The sequence below is a fragment of the Rhodoligotrophos sp. CJ14 genome (assembly GCF_038811545.1).
Taxonomy (GTDB): Bacteria; Pseudomonadota; Alphaproteobacteria; order Rhizobiales; family Im1; genus Rhodoligotrophos; species Rhodoligotrophos ferricapiens.
Genome location: NZ_CP133319.1, coordinates 369,458 through 393,659, shown reverse-complemented (window position 1 = coordinate 393,659; position 24,202 = coordinate 369,458). Strand labels below are relative to the sequence as shown.

The window sequence follows — 24,202 nt, the reverse complement described above, 5'->3', positions numbered from 1 at the left end:
TTCACGGGGATCCGCGTGGAATTTCATACGATCGCGAAGCATGAATAAAGCCCGTGTGAGACACACGGGCTTATTGTTGGCTGGACCCATGCTCTCCGGTCGTTATGACGCGGATGGTCCCGTCTCAGGCGATACCTGGCGGCGCTCGGCCATGAAGCGGTCGAATTCCTCCTGGTCGCGGGCAGCACGGAGACGCTCCACATAGGCGTTGAAAGCCTGCTGCTCTTCCTCGAGCCGGCGCAGGGTCTCGCGCTTGTAGCGATCAAAAGCCGCATTACCGGAGCTGCCATAGCTCCTATGGGCGCAAAAGCCACGGGAGAAGCCCTTGTTCTCCGTCAAGCGGGAGCGGAGGCGCTGAAAATCCTCATCGATCTGTCCGCCCCAGAAAATATAGGCAAGCACCGCCAAGCCGATCGGCCACCAAACCATAAAGCCGAGTACGAGCGTGGCAACACTTAGAGGAGTCCACCGGCGGCCGGTCGTCTTCGTCAGTGTCATCAAGAAACCTCCATGCTAGGCACCTGCTATATGGTAGGTAAACCAATCCCTTCAAGACGACGCCAGGTCATGCCGGCCCTGGGACAACGGAGAGTGATGATGATCAGCCAAGACATCGCGGTACCGCATTTCGAGGATGTGCGGCAGGCGGCGCAGCGCATCAAAGGATTGGCTTTCCGCACTCCGCTTCTCGGCTCGCCCGTACTCGATGACAAGCTCGGCTTCCGGCTGCGGATCAAGGCTGAGTCGCTGCAGCGCACGGGGTCTTTCAAGTTCCGGGGCGCCTATAACCGCATCTCACAACTTGAGCCCGCCGAGCACCCGGGCGGGGTGGTTGCCTTTTCTTCCGGCAATCATGGGCAGGGGGTCGCGGCTGCTGCTGCGCTCTGCAGCCTGCCGGCGGTGGTGGTGATGCCGGCGGATACGCCGCAGATCAAGCTGCGCAATGTGGCGGGCTATGGGGCGGAGGTTGTGACCTTCAACCGCGCCAGCGAGGACAGGGAGGCGATCGCGCGTACCATCGCGCAAGAGCGGCGCGCGGTGATCGTGCCTCCCTATGATGACGCGGACATCATTGCCGGACAGGGCACCGTGGGCCTCGAGATCATCGAGCAGGCCCAGGCCGATGGGCTCACCATCGATCACGTGGTTGCGCCTGCCAGCGGTGGCGGCCTCATTGCCGGGATTGCACTTGCCATCGAGCAGCTCTCGCCCGGCTCGAAGATTTGGACCGCGGAGCCGGCAGGCTTTGATGATCACGCGCGCTCATTCGCCAGCGGCCGCCGCGAGGCGAATGACGCGGTCACAGGTTCAATTTGCGATGCTCTGATGGCGCGAACGCCAGGGGTGATCACCTTTGCGGTGAACCAGCCTCGCCTCGCAGGCGGGCTCGCGGTCAGCGATGATGAGGTCCGGCACGCGATGGCGGTCGCATTCGACATTCTGAAGCTGGTGATCGAGCCGGGCGGGGCCGTGGCGCTGGCGGCGCTGCTGACGGGCAAGCTTGATGTTGCAGCCGGCGAAACCGTCGTAGTGGTTGCCTCAGGCGGGAACGTCGAACGCCGCACCTTCGCGGAGGCCTTGGAGCATCGGGGGCTCTGAAGCCGTGGAACACTCATGCCTCATGCTCGGCCTTGAGCCGAGCATCCAAGGCGATATCATTGAGCACTCTGGCGCGTCGGATCCTCGTTTGCCTCCTCATCCTCGCTGAAATCGGGGAGGGGGCTTAGAGCCGAGCTTGGCTTGCGGACGATGACGATCCGGCTCTGCTTGGCTTCGGTTTCGCTGGTGGCACTGGTCGTGGGTGGTTCGGTTGCACGGGCTCGCGCATCACCGGCCTCGGCTTCACCAAGTGGAGGCATCGCCGCGCTCGGCGTTGACGGCAATTCGGTTGATTGGTCGGAGTGCGGGGCTGATTCCGGTTCGGGTTTGGGCGCTGCTTCACCCAAAGCCTGCTCGAGCGTCCGGAAAAAGCTGATACCGCGGCGGATCGCCTGGCTTACGCTGTAATGGGTCTTCGACAGCTCCGCGAGCTTGTCTATGGCCTGGGCAAGGCGGCGGCGGGGCTCGGAGGCAGTCTGCTCGACCGCAATGGCGTTGTGGGCGCTCCGGAGATTGAGGATAAGCTCGTCCAGAATCGTGCTCTGCCGACGCAGGCGTGATTCGAGCACCTGAGTTGGGTCGCGCCGAGCTTCGCCCGAATCAGTGTCGTGGCCTGTGCTTGCAAGCATGGCGGTCACATCCGCCACCGCTTCCTGCATCAGCTCGCGAACCTTGCCAACGGCTTGCGAGCTCTCGAGGGTGGGGACGAACTCGACCGTCTGGGCGCTGACCACCCGCTCCAGACGCTTGATCGCATCAAGCAGAACGCGGGTATCGGCGGCACGGTTACGCCTGGCATATTCCGCAAGAAACCAGCGGCCGCGCGCCGTTTCCATGACGGCCTGTTCGATCAGCTCGTAGTCTTCCTCCCGAACCGGCGTCAATCTCCGGCCATCATTCATACTCTGACCCGCCCCAAACGCGCCCACGGCCACATATCCGCTGAGAAGGACCACAGCGGCTCTTAAGGTGCGAGTATTGCCGGCAAATGTTTAGGAAGAGTTGCGCTGCCTCACCCCCAAAGCTCAGGCGGCGGCGGATACATCAGGCTGCCTTCGAATGTGATGCCCGGCACACGATCGCGCGCAAGCAGCAGGGGTCCGTCGAGATCGACCACGCTTGCCTCCTGGGCAACGATCATCGCCGGCGCCATGGCAAGGGAGGTGGCGAGCATGCAGCCCACCATGATCCTCAAGCCCTTATCTGCTGCCGCATCGGCCAAGAGCAGCGCTTCGGTCAGGCCGCCCGTTTTGTCGAGCTTGATATTGATCGCGTCATATTTGCCGATCAGCCCGTCCAAAGTCTGGAGATCATGGACGGCCTCATCGGCGCAAACGGCGACCGGCCGCTCGACATCGGCGAGGGCGGAATCATCGGCGGCCGGGAGCGGCTGCTCGATCAGTTCGACACCAAGATCCGCGCAGGCCCGGAACAAGCCTGGCAGCTGGGCCGGCGTCCATCCCTCATTCGCGTCGACGATCAGCCTCACATTTGGCGCTGAGCGGCGAACCGCCTGAAGCCGGGCAATGTCCTCCTCGCCACTGCCCAGCTTGAGCTTGAGCAGGGGCCGGTCGGCATAGCGCGCGGCCTGCTCGCCCATGACCTCAGGGCTTGCCAGGCTCAGGGTGTAAGCGGTGATCAGCGGCTTGAACTCGACCAAGCCGGCCATAAGCCAGACCGGCTTGCCGGAGCGCTTTGCCAACAAGTCCCAGAGGGCGCAGTCGATGGCATTGCGCGCGGCACCCGCCGGCATGCTGGTGCGGAGGGCTTCCCGATCCAGTCCATCCTCGATATCCCGGCGTAGCCCTTCGATCGCCGCAGTGACTGAGTCGATGGTCTCGCCGTAATGGGCATAGGGCACGCATTCGCCCCGCCCGACGACGCCACCCTCCTCGAGGGTGACAACGACCACCTCGGCCGAGGTCTTTGAACCACGTGAGATGGTGAAAGACCCGGCGATCGGCCAACTCTCGTGAGCAATCTTTAGGCTGCGCATGGCGTGGATGCTTTCACAATCAGCGTGGGAACTGCTTGAGGACATTGTCCACGAGCGAGCCTACACCGTAGCGGATCGGGTCGGTCGCAGGGAGTGAATATTCGCGCTCGAGCTCACCGAGATAGGCTTTCGCCTCGGCGTCACCCAGCGCCTGGGTGTTCACGGCAATGCCGACACAGCGGATGTTCGGATTGGTGAGCTGCCCCTCGATGATGTTGCGCTCGATCACTTGGCCGATGGTGGGCAAGGGATGCTGCACACCGCGCATGGTCTTGCGGGTCGGCTCATGGCAGACCACGAAGGCATCGGGCTGGGAGCCATGCAGGAGGCCGAGGCTGACGCCCGCGAAGGAGGGGTGGAAGAGCGAACCCTGACCCTCGATCAGATCCCAATGGTTCTCCGCAGCGGCAGGCGAGATCCACTCAGCCGCACCCGAGATGAAGTCGGCAACGACCGCATCGATGGCGACGCCGCGACCGGAAATGAGGACACCCGTCTGACCAGTGGCGCGGAAATCCGCATCGATGCCACGGGCGCGCATCTCTTTCTCGAGCGCAAGGGTGGTGTATTTCTTGCCCACGGAGCAGTCGGTGCCGACGGTCAGCAGGCGCAGTCCGGGCCGCTTGGTGCCCTTGCCGGTGGCGAAGGTCTGGTCGGAGAAGCGGACGTCGTGCAGCTTGCGGCCATATTTCTCGGCGGCTGCGGCGATCTCAGGAACCGACCTTAGACGTTTGTGTAGTCCGGTTGCGACATCAAGGCCGCTCTCAAGCGCCTGAACGATCACCGAAATCCAGTGATCCGGCAGCACACCCCCGGCATTCACCACGCCGACGACCATGGTCTTGGCCCCGGCGGCAACCGCCTCGGCGATGGTCGTGTCCTTCAACCCACAATCTGCCTTGCAGCCGGGCAGCCGCAGCTGGCCGATGCACCATTCCCGCCGCCAGTCCACCACACCTTGCGCCGTCTTTGCCGCCAGCTGATCGTGAACATCGCCCAAGAACATCAGATAGGGCTTGGCAATTTCCATAATCGTCTCCTGAGATCCCGCCGTTATTCGGATTGCAATGCGACGGACAGTCTCTCAAACACCGAAAAACGCCCGTCCGCAAGGGCGGACAGGCGTTTATGTCGTCGCAGGCGGAAAACCGGCTGGGCGGACCCGCCGGTCTTGTCCGCTAGGCTTTGATGCGGCCTGAGGATTTGCCGAGCATCAGGTAGATCTTGCCGGCTTCCGTGGCCAGGCAGGCATCCACCAGATCATCGCCGTTGCGGGTGCTGGAGACCGCATCCAACAGGCTCTCGAATTCCGACATGTAGCTGCGCACATCCGCCTGGAAGGCTGCCTCATGCTGATAGCGTTCGGCAATGTTGGCGCGCAGCTCGTCGCTCTCGAGCGCCCAGAGGCGCCGCATGAAGGCATCCCGCTCACCGCTCTTGTAGCGACGCCAAATGTCGGCCGGCGGCATCTCGTCCAGCGCTCGGGTGAGATCGACGGAGATGTCATAGAGACGGCCGAAGATCTGCTGTGCACGGTCGGGCAAGAGTTCCAGCGGGATCTCGGCCGGATCATCCCCAGGCACGACCGAAGCCTCGCGTGTCTCCGGCTCGGTCAGGTCAACCGGCTGGTCGAACGCGGGCAGATTGGGCGTGATCACCGGCGAGGCCTTGGCCGTGATGACCGCCGGTTCCGGGGCCGTGATCACGCCTGGCTCATCGACCCGCACCGGGAGGGCGCGGTTGTTGACATCCAGAAAGAGGTTCCTGCTCGGTTGGAGAGTCACTGCGGGTTTCAGGGCGCCTGACGTCCGTGCTTGGGGGGCTGCGGACGCGGCGCCCTCAGATTTTCCCAGGCGTGCAGTTGCCTCCGGCTTGTCTATGACAGTGTTGCCAGGGGCTGAGAGATCGAGCGCCTTACCATGCCGCTTCACCACCTCGGCAAGGGCCGTGAGGGCTGCCAGCTGATCCGTGATCACCTGGCGCATGGCATCCGCATTGCTGCGGGTCTCATCGGGCAATTCGAGGATCGCTCGCCGCATCTCACTTCGGGTCGCGTCGATCTCCTTTGCCACGAGCTGGGCGGTCGAGCGCATCTCCTGAGCCGTCTGATTGAACTGGCCGGTCGTGCTGGAGAGGATCTCACCCATGGCCGCCAGCGCCCGGTCACATTGGGCCTGCAGCTTGGCTGCGGCAGCGCCGATCTGCTGCTCAGCCTGCGTCTCGAGCCGCTTGAGCTCCTGATCGAAGCTGCGTGCGGTGTGGCTCGTCTGGCCCTCGAGCTGCGCGCCGACCTCGCGGGCCCGGCGCTCGACAAGCAGCAAGGAGTCTTCGACCAGACCGGTGAAGCTGCGCATGACGTTGTCGAGCTCCTCGGCCTTCTTGCCGAGACGGTCGAGCACGGCGCTGAAGGTTTCCTCGCGGCTGTCCACGATGCGATCGACCTCCGACTGGAAGGTCTGCATCGTATCCTGGAGCAGGGTGGTCATCTGGCCCAGGCGTGCGACAACAGTTTCGCTGGTATCGCCAACCTGTCCGGTAACCTTTTCTCCGGTCTCCGCGAATTGCTCGACGACAGTCCGGCTGCGCTCGTCGAGCTGGGTGCGGATGTCCCGACCCATCTCTTCGATCCGCTGGGTCAGCTGCTCGACGGTCCGCGACAGGTTTTCGGTGGTGGAGGAGGTGAGCGCGCCGACCTCCTCGGTGAGGCGAGAGGTCAGCCCGCTGAGCTCGTTCGACAGTCTGCCGCCGATCGAGCCGAATTCCTCCATGACCGCCGTGCTCGTGGTGTCGAGCTGGTCATGCAGCGCGCTGGTGATGAGCTGGAGATCGGTGGTGATCTTCGTGCTCGTGCCCTGGATCCGCGCGGTGATGTCGGTCCCTTGGGTTGCGAGAGAGGTGAGGATGTCCTCCACCACCTTGTGCAGCCCGCCCGTGACGCTCTGGCTGATCCGTTCGAGGCGCGCATCGAGATCGGATGCGCTCTCGTTGAGCTGCGCGGTGAAATACTCGTTCGCCGTGGTGAGGTGCTTGGCGAATTTCGCACCGGCATCCTCGAGCCGTAGGGCCGTTTCCGAACCGGTGGTCTCGAGCGTGACGGTTGCCCGGTCGAGATGATGTGAGACATCGCTGGTCGCGCGCTCGAAGCGCTCGGCAATGCTGCTGCCAACGATTCCGACGCGATCGGCCACCTGATCGACCACCCGGTCCACGTCGTCGAAGATTCGGCTGCTGGCCTTCTCCACCACGTCGTTGAAGATAGTGCTTGCCGATTGCAGCTTTTCGGTTGCGCTCGCTGCGGCCTGGTCGAAGCGGTCCGTCGACTCTTCCAGGCGGCGCGTGACCTCTGAGGAGGTCAGGTTGAACCGATCCACAACCTCGGTGCCGATCTTTGCAATGCTCTCGCGGACCGAGCCGGCGGCCTGGTCCATATTCGCAAAGACCTCTTCGTTGGTGGAGAGAATGGTGCGGTTGAAGTTGCCCGTGGCCAGATGGATCTGGCTCACCAGTTTGCCGCCGGTCGAATCCAGGTTCTGATTGAGCCCGGTGACCGCCTCCTCGATCTCCCCGAGAACACGCTGGCGCAGGGATTCGACCGTGGTGGTGAAGCTGCCCGCCAGCCCGTCAACATCTGCGCTCACGCGCTCGCTGGTGCTGCCGATTGTGGAGGCCAGCGACTGCACCAAGCTCTCGATATTGCCGACGGCCTCGGTCTTGGTGGCATTCAAGGTGAAGGTGAGCGTCGTCACTGCATCGCCAAGCTTGCCGATGATCGTCTCGCCAGTCTGGTTCACCGACCGGCTGATGCCACCGGCGGTGTCGTTGAGCTGGGCCACCAGCCGCTCGCGGGTGGTTTCGAGATCGCGATGCACGGTGCCAACCAGGATGCCAACGCGGCCCACGAGCTGGTCACTGGTGGTGACGATCGCCTGATTGACGGAATCGAGAGCATCGCCGACATCGCCAACCACGCGATCACCGGTTGCTGCAAGATCGCTGCGCACGAGGCCTGCGATGTCGCCGAGATTGGTGATGACCTGATCGCCGGTCGAGGAGAGCTCGCGGCTGACACTGCCCGCGATCTCGCCGATTTCGCGGATGACTTGCGTGCTCGTGGATTGCAGGCCGTCGCCGATCTGGCCGACCATGGCGCCAATGCTGGCGACGACGCTGTTGCGCGCGCCGTCAAGCCTGGTGCCAACGGTGTCGACGGCCCCATGGATCTCGCCGACCACCTGATCGCTGGTGGAGGTCAAGTTGCCGGTCAGAACGCCGACCAGGCTGCCGAGCTCGTCGGCCACGCGGCTGGAGGAAGTCTCAAGCTCGGTGCGCAATGCACCGGCCGTCTCCTCGACTTGGGCGATCGTCCTCTGGCTCGCCAATTCGATATTGCGATTGACCGTATTGGCGAGCGAGCTGACGCGCCCGATGACGCGATCGCTCGTGCCCTCCAGCGACTGATTGACGGACGCGACCATGTCGCCGATCTCGCCGACGATGCGTTCGCCCGTCGCGTGCAGACCCTCGGTCACCGAACCGGTGAGGGTCGCGATCTGCGAGACAGCGCGGTCGCTCGTGTTCTCAAGTGTGCCGGAGATCGCGCCGACCATGTCATTGAGCTGCTGGGCAACCCGGGCCCCGGTCTCGTCGAGCCGCTCACCGATCGAGCCTGCGACATCACCCACCTGCGATACGAGCGTGACACTCGCCGCTTCGAGATTGCCGGCAACTTCGCGGGCCGAGCGATCAAGTTCGCCCGCGACGCGCTCGGCGGCACTGCCGAGATTCGTGTCGACCAGCTGGATGACTTCATCGACGCGCGTCGAGAAGCGATCGCCGGCACCCTGGACGATCCGGCTGATATCGCGGGTCGCGCTGTCCAGCTGACTGGAGAGGCGGCCGCTGGCGTCCTCAAAGGTGCTGCGGAAGCTCTCGGTGCTCGCATCGAAATGCTCGATGACGCGGTCACCGACGCTGCCCACTGTCGTGCTCGCCCGTGTGGCGGCATTGTCGATATGGCCAACCAGGCGCTCGCTGGTTCCGTCAAGGCTGTAGGTGAGGCTGGTGGTGGCTTCCTCGATGCGCGAAAGGACGCGCTTGCTGACATCCTCGACATCGGTTGCGAAACGTGTGCCGGTCTCGTCGATGCGCGAGGAGACGTCATTCGTCACCCGCTCGAACAGCTCGCTCGCGTCATCCAGCTTCGTTCCAAGGCTCCTTACCGTATCGTCAAGGCGGACGAACAGATGGTCCCCGGTCTCGTTGAGGGTGTGAACGACCTCGCCGGCCCGGGAGTCGAAGCGGGCGATGATGTTCTCCGCCGACAGGTCGAGACCCGAAGCAACCTCCGCTGAGGTGCTCTTGAGCTGCTCGGCCATGCGCGCATTGCTGGATTCGCAGCGCTCGATAAAGGCGACCGAGGTCTGCTCGAGGCGTTCGGTCATCTCCGTGCCGAAGCGCTCAAGATAATCGAACAGCTCGGAACGGGCGCGCGAGAGGTTCTCGATAAAGCCCGTGCTGACATGAAGGAGCCGCTCGGTGACCGCGTTGCCAGACATGTCGATCTGACCCGCAAGCTCGGTCCCCGAACGTTGCAGCTGCTGAGCCACCTCGTGGGACGATTCGCGGATCTGATAGGTGACGTCGGAACTTGTGGTTTGCAGCAGTTCCACGATCTCACCGGCGGAGTCGCGCAGCTCATCCTTGAAGCGGCTGCTGATGTGATCGAGGTTGTTGGTCGCGTCCATATGCGCGTTGGTCAGATCCGCGCTCGTCGACCGGATCAGCTGCAGATAGCCTTCGCTCGAGTCTCTGAACTGGCTGTGGATCGCATCGGCCGTGCTGGTGAGGTGGTTGACGAAGCCCTGGTTGGCGTCGTCCAGCCCCGACGTTGCCAAGCGAATCGCCTGGATGACGTTCTGGGCGCTCTCCTGGACCTGGCCTGAAAACTGCTGGGTCATCCGCTCCATCTCTGTCGAGATCTGGAGATTGGTGCCCGACAGGTCCTCGGCGGTCCTGGACAGGGTGGCGACTTGCGTCTCGAGCTCGCCGGAGAAGCCGCGGATGTCGTCGATCACCTTGCCGGCGAGCTGCTCCAGGCGCTCGGTCTGCGCGGTGATCTCTTGGCCGGCATTCCCGGTCTTGGACGCGATGGTTTCGATCGTCTCTGCAAGCTCTTGCGTCGAGGCCTTGAGGCCATGCTCCAAGGAGTGAAGCGTTGCACTGGCTTGATCCACGATGTTGCGGAGCGAGCCCGAGCTGTTCTCAAAGCGGGTGAGCAGCGGGCCGGCTTCGGCGCTCAGCACATAAACCGCTTCCTCGAGGGCTGTGCGCTGGGTTTCAAGGCCCGAGACCAGGTTCCTGATACGCTCCTCATTGCCGCCGAAGGCGCGCTCTAGGGCTGAAATCTCCTTGTGGACGAGGGTTTCAAGCTCGCTCGCGCGCTGGATCGCCTGCTCGACGCTGCTCAGGAGGTTCGACACTTCCCGGCGCACTGTCTCGGTGACGGTCGACAGCTCTTCGCTAGCCACGTCCTGCGGACGCACGAGGCGGATGGCGGTATGGACCAGGGTCTCGGAAACCTGCCGCATGTGCTGGGCACGCCGCATCATATAGGCGATGCTCCAGATCAGGAGGATCGGCAGGCCGGCGACGATGGCCAGAATGGCGGCGGGCAGGGTGGGGGCGGAGGCCGCCAAATTCCGGCCAGGTTCCGACCCAAAATATCCGATCAGGGAGGTCACTGCGATCGCCGCCCACAAGACGGAGATCACCGCAGCACCCCAGAAGGGCATGCTCGAAGGTTTGCGCTTCAGGCTTCCAATGAGGGCAGCCGTGGTGGGCTCGTTCTCATTGGCAGGACGTCCCGACAGCGGAGCACCCCCGCGACGGCGCTCCACTTCTGGAACGATGTCGTCAGCGGGAATGGTGCGCGACCTATCAGTTTCGCTTGCGGATCGCCTCATAAGACGTCTCTGCGACCTTCTGCGTGGGTCGATGGGGTTGCTGGTCATTACTCCGCCTCTCCGCAACGCACTTCACTAACCGCTGAGCCACATGCCAGGACTCAGGCGCAACAAACATACTTGCACCTAGAGAAATCGATGAACAGCGTAGACACCAACTGTACGACTATATCTTGCGCTGGCGTCATCCCAAAACCACTGTGCGTGGCACCATGATATTGCCCAACCCGCCGCACGGGCTCAACTCCCCGCCGGTCGCAGATGTGACCGGTGTCTCATGGCCGCCACACACAAAGGATCAGACGCCCAAGTGTGGCCTCCGCTCGTCCCTCAGGTGCGGTCGCATACAATACCTGAATAACTGAAACGGACAAACCCGTGGTTAACAAGCCCTGCATCAGATTACATTCATGGTTAATATGCTTGTATTTCAATACGTTGCAATGGGAAAAGCAGTTGCCGGACAAGATCACTGCCGGCGGTTGCCGCTGTCACCGCGTTGTGGCATTAACCATTTGGCAATAAGTTCAACGCTACCGATTGCTGTTTGCCCTGGCGGCCCTCAGGCTGCCTGATCGGCTGGCTGTCTTATATGGAATGATGAGCTTTGACGATCGATTTCAATCACCTGCAGCAATATACCGCCGGCGACAGACACTTGGAAGCTGAAGTGCTGGGGCTGTTCGTCGAGACCGCACGTTCGGCGCTTTCCACGCTCAAGAGCACATGCTCGGGGGAGGAGTGGCGCATGGTTGCCCATAAGCTCAAAGGGTCCGCGTTGGCGGTCGGGGCCTGGGATCTCGCCGAAATCTCAAGGCGGGCCGAGATGGCGGGCCCGACCGCTCCGGGCGTGCAGGACCTCTTACGCGAACTTGCCTCGCATATCGCTGACACGACCGCGGTGATCGCCGCGACATGCGCTGACAGTGAGGGTGCGGCAAAGCGCTGATCGGCGCGCCCTTGCAGATCACCTGCTTTATTCCACATCAGACTATCGGATGCATGCAAGTTCATGCTAGGGACGTGCCCCGATGCAGGGCCCAAAAGACTTCGTGCCCGACCTCTCACTCATCGTCTTGTACTAGAGCAATGCCCAAGATCACTTTCATTGAATCCAACGGGACTACGCATACTGTTGAGGCCGAGCCCGGTATGACGCTCATGGAAACCGCCGTGCGGAACATGGTGCCTGGGATCGACGCGGATTGTGGCGGTGCATGCGCTTGTGCCACCTGCCATGTCTATGTCGACCCCGAGTGGTTCGAGAAGGTCGGCGAGCGCAACGAAATGGAGGAGGACATGCTGGACTTCGCCTTCGACGTGCATGAGAACAGCCGCCTTTCCTGTCAGATCAAAATCACCGACGCGCATGACGGGCTGGTCGTGCGGATTCCCGAAAAGCAGTTCTAGTCGGAAAGAGCCAAGCGTCTTACGCCGGTCGCCATGCTCAAGCTCGTGTCGGCGCGGCCACAACCCTGTATTTCGCGAGACTACAACTTTAGGTATTGAAGAATCGAAAGCCTTGCCGCAGGTTGGTTTACAAAATTCGGCTCGGGAGGCTGATCATGAGCAGACCACACCGCCAGTGGCGGATGCTGGGTTTGTCCGTGTTTGGTATCGTGGTGAGTGGTATCGTTCTTCAGGGATGCGTTCGGGCCAGTATGCCGAGTTGGACTGCGCAGGCTGCAGTGAGTGCCGAGAAGGTGGAGCCCGCTGCTTTGTTTCCCAGTGGCGCATCGAATTATGTGCTCGGCAGTTTTCCCCCGGAGAACTCGACCATTGAAAAGCTGAGCACGAAGGCGGAGGAGCAAGCGCTTTCGCCGACAGATCTCCAGATCATCCCCAATCCTGTCCGCCCCAGGGCTAAGCCCTTGCGATCCACAGCGTTGCAACAGAGGCTCTTCCCGGAGCTGGAAAAGGCGCCAGAGCAGGATGTTGGCAAGGCCAACATCGTTCCGGCCGAAGCGGTGCCGGCACCCGGGTCCATTCCCCACCCGAACGGGTCGCGCGCCGGTGGGGTTGCGGAGGATGTGATCGCGGCCGACCAGGTCCCTCCTCAAGACATAGTGGATGTTGCGGGATTCCCTGCGCGATGGGCGGAAGCGGCCGCGCTTTCGCAAGCGCCGCACGTGGTCAGCACGACCAAATCGGATGCGGTCAGCATCATCAACAGCGCTTCGCCGCTTCAACCACTCCTCGATCAAGGCACAAGCGCTGCGGCTCAGGGGCTCGGTCACCACATCTTCACTTTCGAGGATAGGAAGCCCCAACTCGACTGAACCTACGGGTCCAATGGGCGGCGCACTTCATCTCGAATCCCATGTTGAGGCTGTCGGCGCGCGGCCATTGGCGATACATCATGTCCTCGCATGATAGGCAACGAGAGGGGGCAACCCTGATTTCAGCGAATGATCAGGAACCCGATACCCCACGAGTCTGGGTTCTGGCGGGTGCTCATCTGGGCGATACGGCACAGGCGGTGACGCTCGCCCAGCGGCTGGGATGGGGCTTTGAGGTAAAAAAACTCAGTTTCAATGGGTTATACCGAGTTCCTAACGTTGTTTCCCGCAGCCAGTTGTGGAACTTGACCCCAGAGGCACGGGAAGAGCTGCGGCCGCCCTGGCCCGATCTCGTAATCGCGGTCGGGCGCCGCTCGGTACCGGCCGCGCTCTGGATCCGCCGCAAGGCAGGGGGCAAGACGCGTCTTGTCCATCTGGGACGGCCGCGCGCGCCGTTGGCCTGGTTCGATCTGGTGGTGACCACGCCGCAATATGGCCTGCCACGCGCGCCCAATGTCCTGCATAATTTGGTTCCGCTCACTGACGATCCGGCGGAGGTGCCGACGCAGACGCTCAATCTCTGGAGCGAGAGGCTGTCCAGCCTGCCACGGCCGTGGATCGCCGTGCTGATCGGCGGCAGCCGCCGCCCCTATCGGCTGGACCGGACGGCCATCTCACTGTTGGCGCAGACGGCTTCGATACGCGCAAGGGCGCTGGGCGGTTCGCTGTTGGTGACAACCTCGCCGCGAACCGATCCGGCCCACGCCGCGGTGCTCAGCAACGGCGTAACCGCGCCGGCCTATATTCATATCTGGGACAAGGATCGCGAGAACCCTTACAAGGCCTTCCTTGCCCTTGCCGACCGCTTCATCGTTACGGGCGAGAGTGTCTCGATGGTCACTGAGGCGTGCAGAAGCGGCAAGCCCACCGAGATCTTTCCGGTTCCTCGCGACGGCTGGATGAAGAGGCGGCGCGACGGCAGGCGTCCACATGGCTTCAAGGGGCTATTGATGGCGCACGGCCTCTATTCCCCCGATCGGGATGTTGAGGCTTTCGTTAATCAGCTGGTGGCATCCGGCCATGCGATGCGGGTGGGTGAGCGTCAACCGCGCAACCTGAAAAGGCTGCCGGATCCCATGGCGGAGACGCTCAGGCGGGTCCGCGCATTATTCGCTGCGGAAGGTGCGCGGAAAGAGCTGGGAGGGAACTCGCCCTTCGTGTAGCTTCCGGCGAAAAGGAGCGCGGCCATGAGTGATACCGCCGGTCATGACACGACACCATCCGCCAATGGGACGGCGCAGCCCCCGGGCGGGAGCGCAAGCACTTGGGGTCAGGGCAGCGCAGCTGGCGGAAGCCAGCAGCATCCGCGCATAGAGGGTCAGGAATCCTATACCGCTCTGATCGTTGCCTTCGTGCTGTGCTTTGCGGTTGCCGCCATCGGCAGCGCCTTCATCATTTCAAACCTCTCGCCCTGGTATGAGGGCCTGGTCAAGCCGGCCTTCGCGCTGCCAAGCTGGCTGTTCTGGCCCATCCAGATCATGCTCTATGCGATGATGGCCGTGTCGCTCTGGCTCGTTTGGAAGACGCCGGCGGCGCGCAGCTTGAAATTTCCTGCACTCTTCACCTTCGGTGTGCAGCTCGTGCTCAATCTGGCTTGGCCGGCTGCGTTTTTCGGCGCGCAAAGCTTGGGCTTGGGCCTTCTCGTCCTGATCCTGCTATTGATTGCGGTCCTCGCCACCGCATTCATCTTCTATCGCATCAATAAATGGGCCTCTGTCCTGCTTTGGCCGCATCTTGTCTGGATCTGTTACGATTTCGCGCTGAATATCGCGGTCTGGTGGTTGAACTAATCCCGCGCTCGCAAAAAAGCGTGCCGAAGTTCCCTTCGACACGCCCTACGCCTTGGCCGAAGCGGCCGGCCAGTTACGCAACTCACGGTGCCAACATAGACTTCTGCTGCTTAAGACTTTCCTAAGCCGAACGCTCAAAATTGCTCAAACCGGCAAGCCGGAGCGATCTCTTGCTCCGAGACCATCGAGACCGCTCTGAGCATTGCTTCTTGCGTTTCTTGGCAGACCGGTGCTGCTCGCTCGAATGGCTCAGTAGGAAAACTGCTCGGCGAGAACGCGGTCGGCAAGATTGTGGCCGGGATCAAAGAGCATGGTGACACTGAGCTCGGTGTCCTGTTCCACATCGACCTGATCGACATCGCGGAACTCCGTATGGTCGGCAACCGCGCTCACCGGGCGTTTCTCCGGCTCGATCACCTCGATTCGGACGCGCGCTTCCTTCGGCAGGATGGCCCCACGCCAGCGCCGCGGGCGAAAGGCGCTGATGGGGGTCAATGCCAAGAGAGGCGAGTTGATTGGCAGGATCGGCCCGTGCGCCGAAAGGTTGTAAGCGGTGCTGCCGGCCGGCGTTGCCACCAGCACGCCATCGCAGATCAGCTCGTTCATTCTCACGATGTCATCGACAGAAACGCGCAACTTGGCGGTCTGGAAAGTCTGGCGCAGAAGATAGACATCATTGAAGGCCAGCGCCTCATGGGCGGCGCCGTCCCGTGTTTGCGCCCGCATGCGAAGAGGTCTGATCTCTGTGCGCTCCGCCTTCGCAATCCGGTCGAAAAGGTCATCTTCGACAAAGGCATTGGTGAGAAAGCCCACCGAGCCCCTGTTCATGCCGTAGATCGCCTTGTTGTCGTGGACGAATTTGTGCAGCGTCTGGAGCATGAGGCCGTCGCCGCCGAGGGCAACGATCACGTCGGCCTCTTCCGGCGTGCTTGCACCATAGCGACGCTCCAACCTGCGTCGCGCCCGTCGTGCAGAATCGGTTGGCGCAGCAACAAAGGCTACCTTCATCGACATAGGTTCTTGCCCTCTCGATCCGGAGCGGGTTTATTGCCACAGGCTAGGCCGAAAGGCGACAGCGTCCTCACGAGCACAACATGCAAAATGAACAATCTGGCTGGGCCAGCGCCGGCGGCCGGGAGGTCCGAAGACTTGGCCATCGGCAAGCTGGAGGGGGGCTGCTGTCCTCGGACGAGCCAAACCGGCATGTGCGAATAGGGACGCTGCGGGCGGGCAGAGGCCGCACTCTCCCGCTGATCGCCGCGATCCTTGCGATCATGCTGGCAAGCGGCCTTGCAAATGCTGGATTCGCGAAGGAAATCGACCGCCAGGTCCTCAACAGCCTGACCGGGCGCTGGAGCGGATTTGGAAGCTTGCGGACCGGGCGCGCCAAGCAACCGCAACGGGTTGATTGCAACCTCGATCTCGACTGGAACGAAACCTCCGGCACCATGCGTCACGCGCTGGTCTGCCGGGGGCAAACCGACCAATTCGCCGTCAGTGGGCAGCTTGCCCATCTCGGCGGGCGCGAGGTGCTGTCGGGATTCGTTACCATTTCCGACCAGGCGGGGGAGAGCTTTGCCCATTGCGAGCTCAAGGGCAGAACACTCTATGTCACCATGGTGAGCCGGTCACAGGACAATAGCGGGCGGCTTGTTCCCGGTGGCACGAGCCTTTGGATCCTGGTGCTCAACCGCGGTGACCGGCGTCTGGGCAGCGTGCTGCGTCGGCAGGATGGGGCCGGGCGGACCTATGAGGCTCTCAGCCTCAGCCTGGCAAAACAATCGGGGGTGAGACCTCAACCCGGCATCGCGACCATCGAGGATGCCCCGCCCGGTTCTTCCGCTGCGGCTGCAGACCCGATCTTCGTTGAGCCTCCTATCGCCCGATAGGTCTTTGGCGTTCTGCGGGATGCCCAAAGCTCAAATTGAGAAAACGTCAGACCGACTGCACTCCTGCTGCTCAGGACTGCTTTCGCCGACACGTCTTCTCAGATCAGCCCGCCGCAATCATCGCGTATTCCGCTGAGCGCTGATTAAAAACCCGTAAGCCTGGGAATAGAGATATTGAAGATACACGTTCTACGTGTTATTGATTGGTTAGCAATTTAAAAGAGTATGCCAAATTTTGGCAGTTCGCGTCCGAGGATAATATCCATATGCCCATTACAAAAGTTCCGAATTCCCCACACAACTACAATCCGACCACTCATCTTCCGTCAAGCGCGCCCCATATGCCTAGGGAGACGATCGCCCCCAAATGGATCGGCTCCGCCGAGGTGCCGAAAGGGCCGTTTATTAACTCCTACGGGACTTACTGGACACGGTCCGATATCTCGTCCCATCCGGCCCCCGCACTCGAGGGCAGTCACGCAGCCGTTCCAGCGATTACGATCACTCCGGCCACTCCTGTCTCCGCGCATGCCATGTCCCCTGTTGGCGCAAGTGGTGCGTCAGCGCTGGCCAACGGCCTGCGCATTCCCACGGCGGATTTGCAGACCATCGCGAGTCGGCCGATCATCACCGAGGTTCATAATGACCAGCCGCACCATCTAAGCGGTGGCCCCAGCACATCCACCAGCCCGGCAGCCATAACGCACGCGAGCGGACCGGTGGTCGAAAGGCCAACCTCCCTGCCTCTTGCCTTGGGTACGACCGCGTCATCGCATGGCGGAACCATGAGCCCGACGATCGAGACGCCTGCGAGCACTCCAGGACATACAACGCCGATGGACTCGCCGTGGTCGACAAGCTCAACTGGCACTTCAGCCGGCAGTGGCCATATCGCCAGGCCGACGAGCCTCGACCTTTCCTTATCCAACTCGAGCACGTCCAGCTCTACAACGTCCGCAAATGGCACAGCCGTACCCGACCGGTTGATGATATTGGCGCCGAGCACAAGTCACGCGACGACCGAGCGTGGAACGCAGACGAGCCCGACGACGTCTGTAAGCCCGTCAGCACATGACTCAGCCTCTGGCGCCACTGGGCACGCGGGGACGCCGGTTAGCCCGACATTGGATTCCTCCAGTGACCACCCCGGCGGTAGCAGCAGCAATGGTGGGACGGGGGAGCTCCCGGTTCTGCGCTACTACAATGAGACGAACCTCATTGAAGGTCCCGGAGTGGTTCCACAGACGCCGAATGTTCCCTATCCGGAGACCGGCGCCTCCAAGTCCGGAATGCCTCTGTTAACCAAGTTGCTGCTGAGTTCCGCCGGGGTGGTCGGTGGAACGCTGGTTGCCGACCAAATCTTCAACCATTCCGGCGATCATCAGCAGGACGATGGCAGCCAACTCCCTGATCCCTCGATCCACAATCAGGCGCAGGATCCAATCCACTAAACCTGAGGAAGCTCCTCGTCAGTCTAGCTAAGGAGGCTTGGCCATGGACCTCTTGGAAAAGTTTCGCGGTGCATTTCAGGGTGCCATCGCCGGTTTCAAGGATCCGAAACGGGCTGGCGAGGACGGCTCCATGCCTGCACGCCCGATCCCATCGGAGCAGGCAAATGACAGTCCCGCTCAGCGGCATGAGCGGGAGAATTGGGCGGTGACGTCCAGCTTGCAGTCGATGCTGGGGCTCGTTCAGCATCAAGCCCCTGCCAAGCAGCAACAGGAAGAAGCAACTATTCAACTGCCAGAGCTGAAGCTGAAGGATGCGGAGGTACAAGCGGCCTTGCATTCAGAACTGCTCAAATCAGCTTTGCTCTTGCGCGATGATCCGCTCGTGAGCACCAGCTTGACGAAGGCATCGGTAGGGCTCAGCGAGCCAGCAGAGCACAGAGAGCATGGTCCTGGCGGTAGGCACTCCCATGGAGTGCCGACCATGCTGATCGGGAAGGGGCCGGCCGGTGTGGACAACACTCCGGCAGAGGTTACCTTCGTGGCGCCTGAAACGCACACGCTGAGGAAGATCATCCCGTTCCCCACGCATACCGCGACCGCAGCTGCCGCGGACGAACCACCACATAAGAGTGCGACTGACAAGCCAGCCTCAGCCGATGAGGCCCCAACGCCACGGCCAGAAGCGCATGGAGGGGCGGCAAGGTTTGCAATGGATCCCGAGTTACCTCCTGCCGACGATGAGGATAGCCCTGACAAGACATATTACCGGGAGTATCTCGATAAGGTCGGCACGAATTCGGCTGGAGAGAAAGCCCAGGCGAAGGCTCAGGAGGGCAAATCCGACCATTCCGAAGATGCGCGTCATGACCACGATTCGCTGATCCATGACCATCAATCAGGAACAGCCTATACCCACCATTTCGACATCTGAGAAACCAACCAGGTGAGGTGAGGCCACCTGGTTGCCGACGCGCCGCGAGTTTCACAGCGCGGCGCGGCCTTTCCGGTCAAAGCGAGTTTCGGATCATATGGATCCGCGAACCAAATGATTGTCCCAGTGGCCCTCAAGCCTTGGCAATTGGACATGTTCCGGGAGTTCGGGTCCGGAATGGCCGGCTCGTTTGACCAGTTTTTCTATACGGCGTGAGCCATCGCCGCTGGACAGGATGAAGGAATGCCGTCCGGCGGATGCAATGCCACATGTGTCGACCATCGCGGCCGTTCCAAGCAGGCGGCCATCCGCCATTGCCCAGAAGCTCGCCAGACCACCGCGCGGAGATGTGATCCCAAGCACCTCGCCCGCTGCATCGAGGGCCGCTGATCCGCAGTAGTTGGTCATCTGGCGAAGGATAGGCTCGGGCGCATCCAAAAGCTGCGGCTCGCCGCCCCGCCAAATGAAGACGAGCGGGGGCAGGTCCGTTTCCTGCCCCTCATATTGCATGGCCACCCCGATCTGGCCCGCCTTGTTCACTGCCATATGGCGGATCGACAATTTGTGCAGCTCGGCCGGCAATTTGACCTCGCGGACAAGCTTTCCATCCCGGGCATCCGCCAGCACCAATGACGGGCTCATTTCGGGAATATTGAGCTTGCGCCGGCCATAATCGGGATGGGTGAGGATACCGCCATTGGCAATCGCCAAGGTATGACCATCGGGCATCAGGCGAATATCGTGCGGGTCTATCCCATAGGAGGGGAACTCGCCGACCCGTCGATAGCCATGGGCCGCATCCCAGATACCGATTATCCCATCGCCGGTCTCATAGTCATTCTCGGTCGTATAGAGCAGGCGCCCATCGCGGGAGTAAATGCCATGGCCGAAGAAGTGCCGACCCTCGGGAGAGGCGAGGCTCGCGATGATGCGGCCTGAACGTGGCTCGAAAACCACGGCGAAGGTGCCCGGGCGGCGGGCAAAGATCACAACCTCGGCGGCCATGGGCGAGAAGGCGCCGCCGTGACCGCGGGCAGGGAGCTCGATGCGCGCGCGCATCTCGCCCGTCTCCTCGAAGATAACGCCAAAGTGGCCCTCATCATCATCCGACAAGGCGGAGAGATAGAGCGGGCTCTCGGGCGCCTTGGCCAGCACATGGGACGCGTCCATGAAGGGCAGGGCGGCGAGGCCCCCCAGAACGCGGCGCCGGTTCACATTCGGGATGGTCGGCAAAGACAAGGCGTCAGTCTCCATCGCGCGCGTTGAACCCCAGCGAGACATTCAGGGCAGGGCCCAGGATCTCGACCGCATGGTCTCGCACACCGCCCAAATGCAGTTTGAGGAAATTGGCGGATTTCCAGCCCGCTTCGCTGGACAGCGGCTCGCCGAGCAGATCAGGATGCTGTGCAATGAATTCCGCGCCATAGGTCAAACCTTCCGCCGCCGTCTTGCGCATATCGGCTGCCGGTCCCCCGCTGCTGGTCCTCATCTCAGGGTCCACCATATGGGCAAGGCCCGGCTGGCTTCCGTCTTTCGGTCCGGAGAATAGCTCGCTGAGAGCGCGAAGATTGGTCTCGATGCTGCGCTCGGTCATGTGACTGCGCCAGGCTTCGGCGCTTTTCGGCCTGGCCGTTGCAGGGGAGGTGCCCAGAGGGGTGCCGATCTTGACATCGCGAACCGTTTCGAGCTGCTCGACGAATGCCTTGTAGAAATCGGTCGCAATCGCGTGCGCCTGCTCCTCGGTGAAATTGGCCGACGGGGCCACATAGTCACGTTGCCAGGCTTCGGCCGTGGCCTTAGCCATGGCCGCAAGATTGCGGGAGACTGCAAGAGCCAGGTTGCAATGTGGAGCGCTGTTGGACGAAGCCTCACCCAGGCCGTCGGCATCAGAGGCATAAAGAATGCGCTCTAAGGCTGGGAAGCCCTGCACGGCGACACTTGCCTCAGTCAGCTTGTTCACATCGAAACGCTCGAGCCCGGCAGAGGCAAGCAGTTTGCGCAGCTGCTTCTCGCCTTGGCCGTGCCTGTCCGGCCAGTATTCGATGCGATAGAGGCGGTCCTCCTGCATGATGGGACCGAAATGAACATGCTGGATCCGCTGCCAAGCGAGCAAGGCAGCCGTGAAGGTGTTGCGCACATTCTCCAACCGGCGCGGGCTCGGAGCGCCGCAGAGCTCGGCGGTGGCGGCGGCAAGCTTGGCGGTTTCAGCGGCAAAGCTGCGGTAGCCCGGGGCCGCGTGATCGGTCACGAGGCTCTTGGCGAGATCAACGACGGATACCACGGCACTTTGCGTCACCTTCGGCGCGGACGCACCGGGCGACTGGGCGGCAGGCGCTGACTGGGCGAAGGCGGGTAAAGCAGAATGCGGCGCGAATAAGGCCAGGCCGAGCGCCACAGCGCCAATGATGTAAGCCTTCCCATTCACGATATAGGCTGTTCTCATCAGGATCCCACCGGCTTAGAGCGAGTTGACGAAAGCCAGCAAACTGGCCCGCTCTTCAGGAGAGAGCCTCATGACCCGCTGCTTCGCGATTTCGGCCTCGCCACCGTGCCACAGAATGGCTTCCAGGATGTTTCGGGCGCGGCCATCATGGAGAAACGTGCTATGCCCGGCAACGGTCTCGGTCAAACCTATGCCCCATAACGGTGCGGTGCGCCACTCCCGTCCATTGGCTGCGCCTTCAGTGAAACCATCGGCAAGTTCCGGGCCCATATCGTGCAGCAGAAGGTCGGTATAGGGCCAAATAGTCTGGCCCGCGAGTTCCGGCTGGATATCCGGCCCGGTGCCGGTGGTAAAGCTTGGCCTGTGACAGGCCGCACAGCCGCTGCGATAGAAGAGCTCGCGGCCCTGCTTGATTTCCGGACCGGCGGTATCGCGCATGCGGGGCACCGCCAGATTGCGGGAATAATAGACAACGAGGTCGAACATGCTGTCGGCCACCTCCGCCTTGCCGAGCTTCCGCGTGACGCCGTTCGGAGCGGAGAGGCACTCGGGCTGCGCCTGCGTGCAATCACCGGAATGGGCGGAAATGAGCTTGGTCGACAAGCCCATATCGCCGGCAAAGGCCACTGCCGCCTGGTCGGCTATGGTGGGCTGGCCGGCCTTCCAGCCGAAGCGACCGAGCATCACCCTCCCATTGGCCGCGCTCCAGACACGGTTGGGCTTGCCGACAATGCCATCTGCCCGTGCCGCGGGCAGTTCCGGGCCGGCGATGATCTCGCTGTCTGGAATGGCCTCGATCAGGCCCAGTCCGATCATTTGTGGCGCAACGCGCGGCGAGGTCGTCAGCCCGTCCGCGGGTGCGCCATATTTGAGCTTGCTGATCTCATAATGCGGTTTGCGCAAACTGACCGTCTCGCCGCCCGGCAGGGTGATCGGTGCAAGATCCTCATAAGAGAGAGACAGGCGTCCCTCGCCCTCCATGCCCTGAACGGCGAATTCCTGAAGCTGGGCGCCGTAAGTCGGGTCGGGGATCATGCTGAGCGTGCCCGAGGCAAGCTTGGCGCGTTCCGCCTCATCGCGCGGCGGTATGGCGAGCTTCAGAAGCATCGAGACGGCTCGATCATCGGCATTATCGGTCACCGGCGGTCGCCCGCGCCCATCCTTCAGATGGCAGTTCTGGCAGGCGCGGGCATTGTAAAGCGGCCCAAGCCCGTCGGAGGCCTTGGTGGAGGAGGGGGCCGAGACCCATTGCTTGCGAAAGACGCCGTTGCCGATCTTGAAGTCGAACTCGCGGTCGAAGGGCAGGTTCGCGGACGAATGGGAAAAGGCGTTGCGGTCAGCCGGATGAGGCGAGGTGGCGCTACCGCCGGGAAGAGCCTCGCTCTCCCGCACCGGCGGCACGACGCATTCCGGCAACAGTTCGCCATCCTTGCTCGGTACCGCAGGCGCCGCGCCGCTTGCCAGCGCGACGGTTCCGAGCGACAGGACGCATCCCGTGATCAGCGCCGGAACCGCCAGCAGGAGGTCGCGCAAGCTCACTGCAAGACGGCCTCGGGATTGTCGAGGCTCTCGGAGCCCTCGAATGTGGCATCCTGCAAGCCCAGCACGTTGACGGCCTTCTCTATGGACTGGGTCTGGTTCAACAGCGCCGTGATCGCTGCCTGCACCACCGCATTGCCTTCAGCATTGTCCGCCGCGATCATCTGATCATAGTGCTCGCCGCCCTTCGCGCGGTCGACCAGAGCTTTCATGGCGGCGAGAGTGACGGAGAGCTTCGATTTCAGATCCTCGTCCACCGCGGGATCCTTCGCCGCGACCAGCTCCGAGAGGCTTGACCCCTTCACCTCGCCGCCATCGATGCGGCGATAGCGGCCGCGATAGACATTGTCGATGCCGAGAGCGTCATAATAGTGGCTGGCGGGTGTGTTGTCGGAGAAGCAGTCATGCTCCTCTTCGGGATCGTGCAGCAAGAGGCCGAGCTTCATGCGCTCGCCTGCCAGCTCCCCATAGGACAGGCTCCCCATGCCGACGAGCATCGCACGCAGCCCCTGGTCAGGCGAACCATCGAGGACTGCTTTGCGCGCCTTGCCATCGGGCCCCCAGGCCTCAGCCATTTCAGCCAGATCCTTGATGAGAAGGTCGGTCGCGGCCTGCAAATAGGCGGCCCGGCGGTCGCAATTGCCATTGGTGCAATTGGCCTGGTCATAGTCCGTGGGCGGCCTATTTCCGGCGCTAGACCCGGAGCCGTTGAGATCCTGTCCCCAAAGCAGGAACTCGATGGCATGATATCCCGTCGTCACATTGGTTTCGATGTCGCCCGCCTCCTGTAGCCGCTCGAGCAGCTCAGGGGTGATGGTCGAGGCATCGATTGTTTCGCCGCCGACCGTGAGTGACTTGTTGGCGATGATATTGGCCGTGTAAAGCGGGTTCTCGTCGGATTCTTCGCCGTAGCTCTCGGCGTCGACATAGTCGATCAGTCCCTCGTCCAATGGCCAGGAATTGACCTTGCCCTCCCATTCATCAACGATGGGATTGCCGAAGCGGAAGACTTCCGTCTGCTGGTAGGGAACACGGGCGGCGATCCAGGCTTCGCGCGCCTTGTTCAAGTTCTCCTGATTGGGCGTTGCGAGGAATTGCTTCACAGTCTCGTTCAGACTGCGCGCCGAATTGAGGGAATCGTCATAAGCCGCCTTCGCGATATCCGCGTAAGTGGTCAGCACGTCCTTGACCTCGACGGCATTTGCCGGGCCGAACATTGCCAGCAATGACCCTATGCCGATCACGGCCGCTTTAACGGCAACC

At 62.2% G+C, this 24,202-nt stretch carries 19 protein-coding genes; 8 read left to right on the top strand and 11 right to left on the bottom strand.

Going from position 1 to position 24,202, the window contains the following annotated elements; all coding sequences use genetic code 11:
- Window positions 1-102: 102 nt before the first annotated feature.
- Entirely contained in the window at window positions 103-498 is a 396-nt protein-coding gene (locus RCF49_RS01830) for a DUF2852 domain-containing protein (RefSeq protein WP_342642342.1), read from the bottom strand.
- 96 nt (window positions 499-594) lie between these two features.
- Here RCF49_RS01830 and RCF49_RS01825 point away from each other — a divergent pair, with 96 nt between their 5' ends.
- Window positions 595-1,599, top strand: a complete 1,005-nt coding sequence (locus RCF49_RS01825) for a threonine ammonia-lyase (RefSeq protein ID WP_342642341.1) — start codon at window positions 595-597, stop codon at window positions 1,597-1,599.
- 56 nt (window positions 1,600-1,655) lie between these two features.
- Here RCF49_RS01825 and RCF49_RS01820 read toward each other — a convergent pair whose 3' ends face one another.
- The 4 genes from RCF49_RS01820 to RCF49_RS01805 all read right to left on the bottom strand — a co-directional run bounded on the left by RCF49_RS01820 (window position 1,656) and on the right by RCF49_RS01805 (window position 10,557).
- Window positions 1,656-2,501, bottom strand: coding sequence for a hypothetical protein (locus RCF49_RS01820; RefSeq protein WP_342642340.1), 846 nt, complete (start codon window positions 2,499-2,501; stop codon window positions 1,656-1,658).
- A gap of 110 nt (window positions 2,502-2,611) precedes the next feature.
- Window positions 2,612-3,595: an N-acetyl-D-Glu racemase DgcA gene (gene dgcA, locus RCF49_RS01815; protein ID WP_342642339.1), complete on the bottom strand. Its 984-nt coding sequence runs from the start codon at window positions 3,593-3,595 to the stop codon at window positions 2,612-2,614.
- A gap of 19 nt (window positions 3,596-3,614) precedes the next feature.
- The gene (gene dgcN / locus RCF49_RS01810; protein ID WP_342642338.1) at window positions 3,615-4,625 is read right to left on the bottom strand and encodes an N-acetyltransferase DgcN; all 1,011 of its coding nucleotides are present in this window, start codon (window positions 4,623-4,625) and stop codon (window positions 3,615-3,617) included.
- Between the two features lie 148 nt (window positions 4,626-4,773).
- Window positions 4,774-10,557, bottom strand: coding sequence for a hypothetical protein (locus RCF49_RS01805; RefSeq protein WP_342642337.1), 5,784 nt, complete (start codon window positions 10,555-10,557; stop codon window positions 4,774-4,776).
- Between the two features lie 607 nt (window positions 10,558-11,164).
- Between RCF49_RS01805 and RCF49_RS01800 the strand changes: the two genes are divergently transcribed.
- From RCF49_RS01800 to RCF49_RS01780, 5 genes are all read left to right on the top strand, one after another.
- Window positions 11,165-11,506: an Hpt domain-containing protein gene (locus RCF49_RS01800; RefSeq protein ID WP_342642336.1), complete on the top strand. Its 342-nt coding sequence runs from the start codon at window positions 11,165-11,167 to the stop codon at window positions 11,504-11,506.
- Between the two features lie 140 nt (window positions 11,507-11,646).
- Window positions 11,647-11,967, top strand: a complete 321-nt coding sequence (locus RCF49_RS01795) for a 2Fe-2S iron-sulfur cluster-binding protein (protein ID WP_342642335.1) — start codon at window positions 11,647-11,649, stop codon at window positions 11,965-11,967.
- Between the two features lie 155 nt (window positions 11,968-12,122).
- Complete coding sequence (locus RCF49_RS01790) at window positions 12,123-12,836, top strand: hypothetical protein (RefSeq protein ID WP_342642334.1); 714 nt, start codon at window positions 12,123-12,125, stop codon at window positions 12,834-12,836.
- 80 nt (window positions 12,837-12,916) lie between these two features.
- Window positions 12,917-14,059: a mitochondrial fission ELM1 family protein gene (locus RCF49_RS01785; protein WP_342642333.1), complete on the top strand. Its 1,143-nt coding sequence runs from the start codon at window positions 12,917-12,919 to the stop codon at window positions 14,057-14,059.
- Between the two features lie 24 nt (window positions 14,060-14,083).
- Entirely contained in the window at window positions 14,084-14,686 is a 603-nt protein-coding gene (locus tag RCF49_RS01780; protein ID WP_342642332.1) for a TspO/MBR family protein, read from the top strand.
- A gap of 249 nt (window positions 14,687-14,935) precedes the next feature.
- Here the strand turns inward: RCF49_RS01780 and RCF49_RS01775 are convergent, their stop codons facing one another.
- Window positions 14,936-15,700, bottom strand: a complete 765-nt coding sequence (locus tag RCF49_RS01775; protein ID WP_342642331.1) for an NAD kinase — start codon at window positions 15,698-15,700, stop codon at window positions 14,936-14,938.
- An 80-nt stretch (window positions 15,701-15,780) separates the two neighbouring features.
- Between RCF49_RS01775 and RCF49_RS01770 the strand changes: the two genes are divergently transcribed.
- The gene (locus tag RCF49_RS01770; RefSeq protein ID WP_342642330.1) at window positions 15,781-16,575 is read left to right on the top strand and encodes a hypothetical protein; all 795 of its coding nucleotides are present in this window, start codon (window positions 15,781-15,783) and stop codon (window positions 16,573-16,575) included.
- 1,298 nt (window positions 16,576-17,873) lie between these two features.
- Here the strand turns inward: RCF49_RS01770 and RCF49_RS01765 are convergent.
- Window positions 17,874-18,023 carry a hypothetical protein gene (locus tag RCF49_RS01765; RefSeq protein ID WP_342642329.1) on the bottom strand — a complete coding sequence of 50 codons (150 nt, stop codon included), beginning with the start codon at window positions 18,021-18,023 and terminating at the stop codon, window positions 17,874-17,876.
- A 46-nt stretch (window positions 18,024-18,069) separates the two neighbouring features.
- Here RCF49_RS01765 and RCF49_RS01760 point away from each other — a divergent pair, with 46 nt between their 5' ends.
- On the top strand, window positions 18,070-18,957 hold the full coding sequence (locus tag RCF49_RS01760) for a hypothetical protein (protein ID WP_342642328.1): 888 nt from the start codon (window positions 18,070-18,072) through the stop codon (window positions 18,955-18,957).
- 93 nt (window positions 18,958-19,050) lie between these two features.
- On the opposite strand, the gene RCF49_RS01755 is transcribed toward RCF49_RS01760, so the two are convergent.
- From RCF49_RS01755 to RCF49_RS01740, 4 genes are read right to left on the bottom strand one after another with little or no spacing between them, the layout of a single operon-like run.
- The gene (locus tag RCF49_RS01755; protein WP_342642327.1) at window positions 19,051-20,196 is read right to left on the bottom strand and encodes a DUF1513 domain-containing protein; all 1,146 of its coding nucleotides are present in this window, start codon (window positions 20,194-20,196) and stop codon (window positions 19,051-19,053) included.
- Between the two features lie 4 nt (window positions 20,197-20,200).
- Window positions 20,201-21,400: an imelysin family protein gene (locus RCF49_RS01750; protein WP_342642326.1), complete on the bottom strand. Its 1,200-nt coding sequence runs from the start codon at window positions 21,398-21,400 to the stop codon at window positions 20,201-20,203.
- Window positions 21,401-21,415: 15 nt separating this feature from the next.
- A complete protein-coding gene (locus tag RCF49_RS01745) occupies window positions 21,416-22,939 on the bottom strand; it encodes a di-heme oxidoredictase family protein (protein WP_342642325.1) in 1,524 nt (507 codons plus the stop codon).
- The gene (locus RCF49_RS01740) at window positions 22,936-24,156 is read right to left on the bottom strand and encodes an imelysin family protein (RefSeq protein WP_342644284.1); all 1,221 of its coding nucleotides are present in this window, start codon (window positions 24,154-24,156) and stop codon (window positions 22,936-22,938) included. The genes RCF49_RS01745 and RCF49_RS01740 overlap by 4 nt, the downstream gene beginning before the upstream one ends.
- Between the last annotated feature and the right edge of the window lie 46 nt (window positions 24,157-24,202).